A 9669-nucleotide genomic window follows, 5' to 3' on the forward strand; every position below is an offset into this window, starting at 1 on the left:
TTGATTTGTGACAATTCGGATCCCCCTATTTAAGTAATATGTCATGTTAAATAATCATACATATAATTGTATAAAAATTCAATAGACTGTATAAAAATTTATTAAAACCAATACTTGACAACTAAAAAGAAACACTGTAATATTGTTTTCAATTAATTGAATATTGTTTTATTTTCTTATCAAGAGAAGTGGAGGGACTGGCCCGACGAAGCTTCAGCAACAGGTTCAATTGAACACTGTGCTAATTCCAGTAGCTTGAAAGCTAGAAGATAAGAAGAGTGAATGTGTGTATTAAAGTCTCTTCTTAATGAAGAGACTTTTTTTAGTTTACTAACATAAAAATGAAAAGTGAGGGATTATTTATGACAACATCAATCAAAACGATTCCATTTAGAGCGGATCATGTGGGAAGTTTACTTAGACCAGAAAGATTGCATCAAGCTCGAAAACAGTTTAAAGAAGGCGACATTACTAAAGAAGGATTAAGACAAGTCGAGAATGAAGAAATAAAACGAGTCGTGGAGAAGCAAATTGAAGTTGGGTTAGAAGTCGTAAGCGATGGTGAATTTAGAAGAACTTGGTTTCATTTAGACTTTATGGAGCATTTTAATGGATTTGAAGGGTATGTGCCTAACCAAGGCTATCAGTTCGCAAATGGTGTTGAAACAGAACGTTATAACGTTCAAAATACAGGGAAGATTTCCTTTAATCCTGAACATCCGTTTATTAAAGATTTCGTCGAACTTAACGAATTCGTCGGAGGTCGTGCCGTTACTAAACAAACGATCCCTAGTCCTAATCAATTCTTCAATGCAGGAATTAGAAACGAAAACATTTATCCAGATATTGAAGAATATGCAAACGACCTCATTAAAGCTTATCAAGATGCTATTCAAGCTTTTTACGAAGCAGGTGTACGTTATCTACAGTTTGATGATGTATATATTGCAGGTCTTTCAGCTCCCGATATTCCATTTAACGATGGCCAATATACAAGAGATTACTTAATCGATTTAGCATTACGAGTCGTAAACGGCACTCTAGAAAATAAACCTGAAGACCTATTTGTCACCACTCATTTATGTCGTGGGAATTATCGATCAACGTGGGCATTTTCCGGGGGTTATGACATTATTGCTCCTACATTATTAGCCAAAGAGAAAGTAGATGGGTTTTTCTTAGAGTACGATGACGAACGTTCTGGTGGTTTCGAGCCATTAAAACATATACCGGAAAATGGCCCAAGAGTGGTACTAGGAGTAATTACATCAAAAAACGGAGAATTGGAAGATCGTGACACGATTTTGAAACGTGTAGAAGAAGCGAGTCAATATATCCCACTAAACCAACTTTGCTTAAGCCCACAGTGCGGTTTTGCGTCGACCCATCACGGTAATGAACTGACTGAAGAAGAACAATGGAATAAGCTAAAATATATTGTCGACTTATCCAAAGAAATCTGGAAATAATAATAAGGATTGTCTAATAAATGAGCGTTTTTGTCTAGAAAAAATAATTTCTGTCTAGAACAGTTTAAAAAATGTCTAATATATATTTAAATGTGTCTAATATTTTTTAAAATCTGTCTAATAAACGTACAAATTTGGCTTGTATAATTAAAATCCAGCCGTTCCATGTCGGCTGGATTTTAATATTTATGGGCTACTGAAACTGCCCTTTGTCTATTGTCTTTTTCTTTTTGCGGCCAAATTTATTTTTCATTTTTTGAATGAACGGAAACATAATCGGGCCATATTTAATCAATCGGACAATCCATTTTTTCATATTAACCACCTTCAATCGACGACTATACAAATAGTTTTTCACGAATGAAGGAAAATATGTTTATAATAACTCACTTAAATCTTTAAATTCTAAATTATGAGCATCCGCGACGGCTTTGTATGTGACATAACCGTCTAATGTATTGATTCCTTTAAGCAAATGATGGTTATCCTGTACAGCTTGTTTGTACCCTTTATTCGCAAGCTGTAATGCATAAGGAACTGTAACATTAGTTAGGCCAATCGTTGATGTTCTTGGTACGGCACCAGGCATATTGGCAACAGCATAATGTAGAACACCATGTCTTTCATACGTAGGGTTGTCATGAGTGGTGATATGATCAACCGTTTCTACAATTCCACCTTGGTCAATGGCTACATCAACAATAACTGAACCTGGAGACATCTCTTTAACCATATCTTCAGTAACTAGTTTTGGCGCTTTAGCACCTGGAATTAATACAGCACCTACAACTAAATCAGAGTTTTTAACGGATTCCGCTATATTTAACTCATTCGACATAACCGTGTTAATCTGATTTCCAAAGATATCATCTAATTCACGGAGACGCTCTGGGCTAAGATCAATAATCGTAACATCTGCACCTAATCCAACGGCAATTTTAGCAGCATTTGTTCCAACAACACCGCCACCGATCACCGTTACTTTTCCTCTTTCAACTCCAGGAATTCCACTTAGTAAGATTCCTTTTCCACCACGAGATTTTTCAAGGAACTGGGCTCCGATTTGACTCGCCATTCGACCAGCAACTTCACTCATTGGTGTTAATAAAGGTAATGAACGGTTATCCAACTGAACCGTTTCATAAGCAATACCTACAACTTTATTGTCAATTAATGCTTTAGTAAGCTCAGGTTCAGCAGCGAGATGTAGGTAAGTGAATAAAATTAATCCTTCGTAGAAATAATCATATTCTTCAGGAAGTGGCTCTTTAACTTTCATTACCATTTCTTGAGACCAGGCATCTTTAGCTGTTGGTACGATCTTTGCGCCAGCTTCCTCATATTGCTTGTCCGTAAAATTAGAGCCTTCACCAGCATTCGTCTCAACAAAAACATCATGTCCTGCATTAACTAAAGCGACGACTCCAGCTGGAGTTAAAGCGACACGATTTTCATTATTTTTAATTTCCTTTGGTACTCCGATTTTCATCAGTCAAAACCTCCCTGATTTCAAAAATATCCAATAGTATTAAAATATCATAACAAATTTTACTATAACACTAAATTCGTCAAAGTTGTACAATTTTATAAATAACGATGAATAACATCCATCCCACCATTAACATCAACAACCGTTCCAGTAATCATATCAGAGTCATCGTGGCATAAAAAACCGACAGTACGGGCAATATCCTCGCCAGTACCTTCTCGCCCTATAGGTGTTTCATGTTCATGGTTTTCTCGACTTTCTAGAATGGTTTTTTCCTTCATCGAATCAATAATTTTCCCCGGAGCCACCATATTAGCTGTAATTTTATGTTCAGCTTCTTCAAGGGCAATGGTTTTCATTAAAGAAGCAACCCCTACTTTAGCAGACGCGAATGCTGATCGATAAATCCAACCAGAACTATGATCAACCCCTTGAAAACCTAAAAAGATAATACGACCAAACTCCTGTGCTCTCATATAAGGGATACAAGATTGAGCTAAGTGAAAAGATGCATCAAGATTACCACGGACCATACTATTCCATTCCTCACTACTGTAATCCATCAGTTTTTTCCTCTCAAAAATGAATGGTCCTGCATTACTAATTAAACAATCTATTCGGTTTGTATGATGGTAGACCTGACTCACAACTTTTCTTATTTGTTCAGCATCTTGTACATCTAATTGAACAATATGTAAAGGCTTATCAGCGTGCTTTTCAAGTAACTGTTTGGCTTTCTGTTCATCCGAACGATAAGTAGCAGTGACGCGATACCCATGATTTAAAAAATACTCTGTAATCTGACGACCTAACCCTTTCGTACCAGCTGTAATTAAGGCATGGCGCATGGGATCCCTCCATTTCTGTAGCAAAACTATAACTACATTTTACCATTTCAATGTCACAAATAAAATTTACGAAATAAACTAATATAAACAAATATTATGAATGCGATTACAAGCGTGTTATACTAGTACAAAAGGAGGTCTGTTATATGGCGTTTGAATACCATAATATCTTGATCGCGGTCGATGGATCTAAAGCATCCGATTTTGCTTTTCAAAAAGCTATTGATATCGCTAAAAGAAACCATGCCAAATTGATTATTTCTCATGTTGTAGATACCCGTGTATACTCCACCATTGAAGCCTATGATCGAAATGTATCAGACCGAGTTCAAAACGATGCTCTTGAACTTTTAAAAAGCTATGAAGAACGAGCCACCCGAGCTGGGGTCCAAAATGTTGTCATTGATGTTGAACACGGCTCACCAAAAGTTAAAATCGCTAAAGAAGTCGCTCCTAGACATGGAGCAGATTTAATCATTTGTGGTGCAACTGGTATGAATGCCGTTGAACGCTTTTTCATAGGTAGTGTATCTGAGCATATAACACGCTACGCCAAGGTGGATGTATTAGTCATTAGGCCTGAAGATGACCAGAAAAAAAGTTAAGAGGAGAGGTGCTCTCCTCTCTTTTATGAAGTTTCATTTAAGTGACGGTATTGATAAAAAGTCTTAGCAAACGAAGTCACATTTTTTGCTAATTTATAGTTAGAAATAGCACCAATCCCCACACTGAGGAGTGGCACACCTTGAACCAATTTCCTTCTGAACATCACTATGGCTAAGGTTTTGAACAATTGGTTTACAGGTTGCTCAAACCAGTTTTGATCTAAAATCCAATCATCCTGCTCCATGATCGAATCAAGGGAATTTAATTCTTCCTTTAATTCTAGCCAAGTCCCATACTTAAATCTTTGGGGAATCATTCCCCCATGCAATACCTTCAATGCCAAGAGCATTTCTACTGGATTGTTCAGATCATATCCAAAGCTGCTCCCAATCATCTGAACACTTCTTAAATTCAGGGTTAAAATTAACGGAAAATCGATCCCTAAAAATAACCAACCCCCAGTACCAGTTATCCCACCTTGCGTAAACGAATACACACGACTTTTCGCTAATTGTTGATCTGCTAAGTATGTCAATTGTTCAATAGATAACCTTCTCAAATCAGAAATTTCTTCAATTTCGTCATCAAATGATCTAGCTGTTTGTAAAATACGTTCTCTTGCTGCTATTTGAGAGCTAGTTCCTTGAAGAAAGGTATAGCTATATAGAAACCATTGATCCGCCCATTCAAATATTTTATCTTGATAATGTTTAGGTACCTTTGAAAACATTTGATTTAACCATACTTCATAGACTCGTTCAAAATCGTTCATATGATATGACTCTAGATCCGTTTCCCACTTCTCAATCGTGCGTCGAATACGTTCCTCTCCCATTTTGAACACACACCCTTTACCTAATGATAAACCAGCCCTTGATTAGGACTGGCTGATTTTATCGTTCATTCTTAAACCATTGGTTCAATTGTTGTAACACACTATCCATTGCTTTAGCATCTTTGAAAGAAGGTAGATCTGCTAACATGACTTTTTTAGGATCACGTGTATTTTCACCCTTCTTTTGTATGATAAAGATACTTTTTCTCATGTTTTCATTTTTAAACATCGTTTCTGGAAGTTGTAACAAACCGACGATATGAGCGTGTTCTTTTAGAAAACTTTGAAGTTGATCTTTTTGATCACTTTCAAATAATAGACTTGGTACGACAAAAAATAGATAACCACCATCTTTTGTATACTTTAAACTTTGCTCTATAAATAAATGGTGAGAATATGAATGACCATCTTCTGCTTTTAAGTCATAAGCTTGTGCGGTCGTATCGTCAGGATAATACCCAACAGGTAGATCAGAGACTACTACATCTACTGGTTCAAGAAGGATAGGTTTTAAGCTATCTTGATGAAAATACTCAATTTGTTTCTCCTGTAAATTCGTATTAATATAAGCTAATCTAATAAGCGTCGGATCGACTTCACTTCCATACGCTACAAGAGAATCCTTTTGTTCTTGTTGATTAATAACAGCAAATAATAAATTCGCTGTCCCACAAGCAGGATCAAATAATGTATATTCCTTTTTATCCCCAATAAACCGTTGCACTAAGTAACCTATAAACATTCCTACAGTATCCGGAGTAATGTAATGGTGCTGTTGAGTTTGACCTTTCATACCTTTTAATATGGCTAATTGTAATGCTTTACGTCTGACTTCAACCTCAAAATCGGATAAATTAATCATATCTAATTGTGATTGTAACTTATTATAATAGGTTGATTCTAGATCTTCAGGTAAGTCGCGATAAAACAACAATTCACTGGATGCAATTAATCCATCCAAATAAGGAACATCTTCTTCCTCCGAGATCATGTCTGTTGTTTCATCTAACCATGTAAATAATTTCTCAATTTGTTGCTCCAATCAAAGTCCCTCCGATTTCATTCACAAACGATTCCTTATGTCTACGTTATTATTTTAGCAAATTTAACGGGACTTTAATAGATAAATGGTTTATTCTGGTGTGTTTGGTGATTGAGAATGTTGATTTTGATTCTGGTTCTGATTATGACTCTGGTTCTGATTTCGTCTTCCTTGTTGATTTTGTTGTTGGAAATACTGTTGAACTTTATCTACAGCTTGAGGAGCTAATTCCATTAGCTTCTCCACAATGTGAGTACCTTGGTCTAAGTGTACCATTTTCACCTCATGACTTCTCACAACTAAGAAACCAATAGGATTAATGGATACTCCTCCACCTGTTCCACCACCAAAGGGATGTTGTGAACCACTTTGTTGTCCATCATCATCTTGAGAGGACGACCCGCCTTTGAATTCGCTCCCACCGGCCGCAAATCCGAAACCAACTTTTGAAACTGGTAAAATAACCGTTGATCGATCTGGCGTTTCAATCGGTTCACCAATGATGGTATTAACATCAATCATATCTTTTAGGTTTTCCATCGCTGTAACCATCATGTCATGTATTGGATGTTCGTTCATTTAATACCCACCTTCTTTAATTTTCCATATTGTCTTGCGATACTAAGTAATTCACGCATAATTTGACCGAGTTTAAAAGATAATATACACTCTAGCTCTGTTTGATAAGTAGAGTTTGTATAATGGGGTTGAATGCTGTAAATAGGAGTCCCTATAGGTGTTAAATAGTTCATAGCCATCGATGCAACTCCACCTTTTAATGAATATAATACCCCTGTTAAAATGGCTGTATGATCGGCTCTATTTACTCCCACTAATGTATGCCAACTGAGTTGATGTAGCTGTACTGCTTTTAAAGCTCTCTTAATATGAGGAATGACATCTTTAGTTGTTTTTATAACTCCATTCATTAGCTTCCATTGTTGTTGAATATCTTCAAATTTAAAGGATTTATTCTTTTCTTTTTGAGAGCCAAAATAATCATCTTTCTCTAAAATATTGATTGTCATAGTATCTGGGTTCAATTCAATCAGAGGTATATTTCGTCTAAACTTAATGATTCTCCAGAGGACGACTTTAATTAGAAGGTTTGGATGATGGCCTTTATATGTAAAAGATATTTCCACTTTAACTTGGCTTAATAATAAAATAATGAGAGGTAAAAAAATCAAAACCAATACAGCCAATACAATTAATAACAGTACCATCACCATCTAAAGCACCCCTTATGATTAGAGTGCATATTTATTGGAAAAATATTCATTGATATAGGATTTTTTACGGGATCATTTCTTTTTACAAAAACTGGTATTAAATTTCATAAAAAATAACCACATGTATTTTACATGTGGTCATCATTAGAATAAACAATTTCTCCGTTGACAATCGTATTCAACACTTTAATCTTATGGAGTTCATCTTTATTTATTTGAAACGGGTCTTGATCAAGAATTACAAAATCCGCATAATATCCTTCAGCGATCTTTCCTTGAATATGTTCTTTTCCAATGACTTTTGCAGGATTAACCGTATATAATTCAATAGCTTCATAAATGCTTAAACATTCTTCTGAATTATATACGTGACCGTCATATGCTGATCGTCGATTGACTGCTGCATCAATACTCAATAGAGGTTCGACCGATTCAATAGGAGCATCTGAACCACCGGCACACAATAAGCCTTCTTTTAAATAACTCTTCCACGGGTAAGATTCATTAGCTCGCTTTTCACCGACACGTTCAATCACCCATGGGAAATCAGATGATACAAATAAGGGCTGAATATCGATAATAACTGGTTTGTTTTTTAATCTTTTTATTAAATCTGGACGCATAATTTGACCGTGAATAAGTCGATCCTTCATTCCCTGCGGCGGAGGATATTGTTCAATTAAATTCACGATTTTCTCCAATGCTAAATCACCAATCGCATGAACAGCAATGGGCATATGGTATTGTCTAGCTTTTAACACAAGCTCTTCTAGTGCCTCATCGCTATGAATGGCTACTCCATCTGTGGTTGGATCATCAGAATATGGTTCAGACAATAAAGCTGTACGACCACCTAATGCCCCATCCACAAATAATTTCATTGCCCCAAATTCTAGCCAATCATCTTGTTGTTGAGGCTTATGACCTTCTCTATGTAAGTCATCTACGACTTCATGATGGACCAAAAGGTGCGCTCTAAACTGTTGGTCCTCGGGAATAACTTCCTTAAACGCATCATATGTTTGTTTAAATCCACCATAATAGCTAAGATCTTCACTATGACCCGAGACAATCCCTTTAGATAGAAGATCTTGAATGGATGTTTTAACTGCCTTTTTCAAATAATTTAAGTCTGGTATTGGCATATATTCTTTAATTAACTCTTGAGCTTGATCATGGAAAGCTCCTGTTAAATGGCCGTAAAAATCACGTTCGATTACCCCACCTGAAACATTTTCTGTCTTCTCTGAAACTCCCGACAATTCCATTGCCTTAGAATTTGCCACAAGAGCATGTCGACATACTCTCGTTAAAACGACAGGGTGCCCATTCGAAACCTCATCCAACTCTTTTCGATGAATCATAATCGGATCATCCCAATTATTTTCGTTAAATCCTTCTCCAATTAACCAATCCCCATCTTTAACGACAGAGGCTGCTTCAGAAATTTTATGAATGACCTCTTGTCGAGACTGCACTTGTGATAAATCGAGCCGGAGAAGCTTTTCACCGTGACCAATAATATGTAAATGACTATCAATAAACCCTGGAAAGATCGTTCCTTGTAATTCAATATCTTGTTCTATTTGATTGGCAAAACGGTCTTTTAGTTGATCAAGCTTACCAGTGGCTACAATTTTGCCGTTTTCAATATAAATAGCTTCAACGGTTTCATTCGGACCTGTCATCGTATAAATTTTCCCTCCATACAAAAGTCGCCCCATCGGTCGTCCCCCTTATTAAAAATCTTAGTCTGTGACCTTATACTACTACCAATTTATCTTAAAATTCAAATCTAAGGTTTTTAACTCAAAAAAAAGAGGCTGGGACATAACTAGCCTAAAATAACGTAAAAAAGGCACCAACCATAAAAAGTATGGTTTGGTGCCTTTTTTCTGCTTTGTTTCGTTATATGCCCAGCTTGTTTTCGCGTTCATGGTGGTGAACTTTCTTAGATTCACCGCCATGAACGCAAATCCTAATTCATTTTTCACCTTCTCTTTGCCCCTAACAGACATTCGAGAGAAGCGCAAATTAGCCTTCAGAAATCCAAAAACAGGTTCAACATCTACTTTTCGTTTGCCGTATAGTTCACCCGTTTTTTCTTCCGAAAGCTTTTCCCTTGTATATGCTTTTTGTTGTTCCCAT

At 36.3% G+C, this 9669-nt stretch carries 10 protein-coding genes and 1 riboswitch; of the genes, 2 read left to right on the plus strand and 8 right to left on the minus strand.

Going from position 1 to position 9669, the window contains the following annotated elements; genetic code table 11:
• Window positions 1-173 precede the first annotated feature (173 nt).
• Window positions 174-276, plus strand: a riboswitch (SAM riboswitch).
• An 86-nt stretch (window positions 277-362) separates the two neighbouring features.
• Window positions 363-1469: a 5-methyltetrahydropteroyltriglutamate--homocysteine S-methyltransferase gene (locus tag BMY57_RS15195; RefSeq protein WP_091776140.1), complete on the plus strand. Its 1107-nt coding sequence runs from the start codon at window positions 363-365 to the stop codon at window positions 1467-1469.
• Between the two features lie 376 nt (window positions 1470-1845).
• Here BMY57_RS15195 and ald read toward each other — a convergent pair whose 3' ends face one another.
• Together ald and BMY57_RS15205 are read right to left on the minus strand one after the other, a co-directional pair.
• Window positions 1846-2958, minus strand: coding sequence for an alanine dehydrogenase (gene ald, locus BMY57_RS15200; RefSeq protein ID WP_091776142.1), 1113 nt, complete (start codon window positions 2956-2958; stop codon window positions 1846-1848).
• Between the two features lie 95 nt (window positions 2959-3053).
• The gene (locus BMY57_RS15205) at window positions 3054-3806 is read right to left on the minus strand and encodes an SDR family oxidoreductase (RefSeq protein ID WP_091776145.1); all 753 of its coding nucleotides are present in this window, start codon (window positions 3804-3806) and stop codon (window positions 3054-3056) included.
• A gap of 146 nt (window positions 3807-3952) precedes the next feature.
• Between BMY57_RS15205 and BMY57_RS15210 the strand changes: the two genes are divergently transcribed.
• Window positions 3953-4411, plus strand: coding sequence for a universal stress protein (locus BMY57_RS15210; RefSeq protein WP_091776148.1), 459 nt, complete (start codon window positions 3953-3955; stop codon window positions 4409-4411).
• 23 nt (window positions 4412-4434) lie between these two features.
• Here BMY57_RS15210 and BMY57_RS15215 read toward each other — a convergent pair whose 3' ends face one another.
• The 6 genes from BMY57_RS15215 to BMY57_RS16380 form a co-directional block, all read right to left on the minus strand.
• Complete coding sequence (locus BMY57_RS15215; protein WP_091776151.1) at window positions 4435-5247, minus strand: EcsC family protein; 813 nt, start codon at window positions 5245-5247, stop codon at window positions 4435-4437.
• Between the two features lie 58 nt (window positions 5248-5305).
• The gene (locus tag BMY57_RS15220) at window positions 5306-6289 is read right to left on the minus strand and encodes a class I SAM-dependent methyltransferase (protein WP_091776154.1); all 984 of its coding nucleotides are present in this window, start codon (window positions 6287-6289) and stop codon (window positions 5306-5308) included.
• A gap of 90 nt (window positions 6290-6379) precedes the next feature.
• Window positions 6380-6868, minus strand: coding sequence for a GerW family sporulation protein (ytfJ, locus tag BMY57_RS15225; protein WP_091776157.1), 489 nt, complete (start codon window positions 6866-6868; stop codon window positions 6380-6382).
• Entirely contained in the window at window positions 6865-7521 is a 657-nt protein-coding gene (locus BMY57_RS15230) for a DUF2953 domain-containing protein (RefSeq protein WP_091776160.1), read from the minus strand. The genes ytfJ and BMY57_RS15230 overlap by 4 nt, the downstream gene beginning before the upstream one ends.
• A 128-nt stretch (window positions 7522-7649) precedes the next feature.
• Complete coding sequence (locus BMY57_RS15235; protein WP_091776163.1) at window positions 7650-9245, minus strand: amidohydrolase; 1596 nt, start codon at window positions 9243-9245, stop codon at window positions 7650-7652.
• A gap of 45 nt (window positions 9246-9290) precedes the next feature.
• The coding region (locus BMY57_RS16380; RefSeq protein ID WP_256205328.1) for a transposase at window positions 9291-9669 on the minus strand (379 nt) is incomplete at its 5' end.

The organism is Piscibacillus halophilus, assembly GCF_900110685.1.
GTDB classification, from domain to species: domain Bacteria; phylum Bacillota; class Bacilli; order Bacillales; family Alkalibacillaceae; genus Piscibacillus; species Piscibacillus halophilus.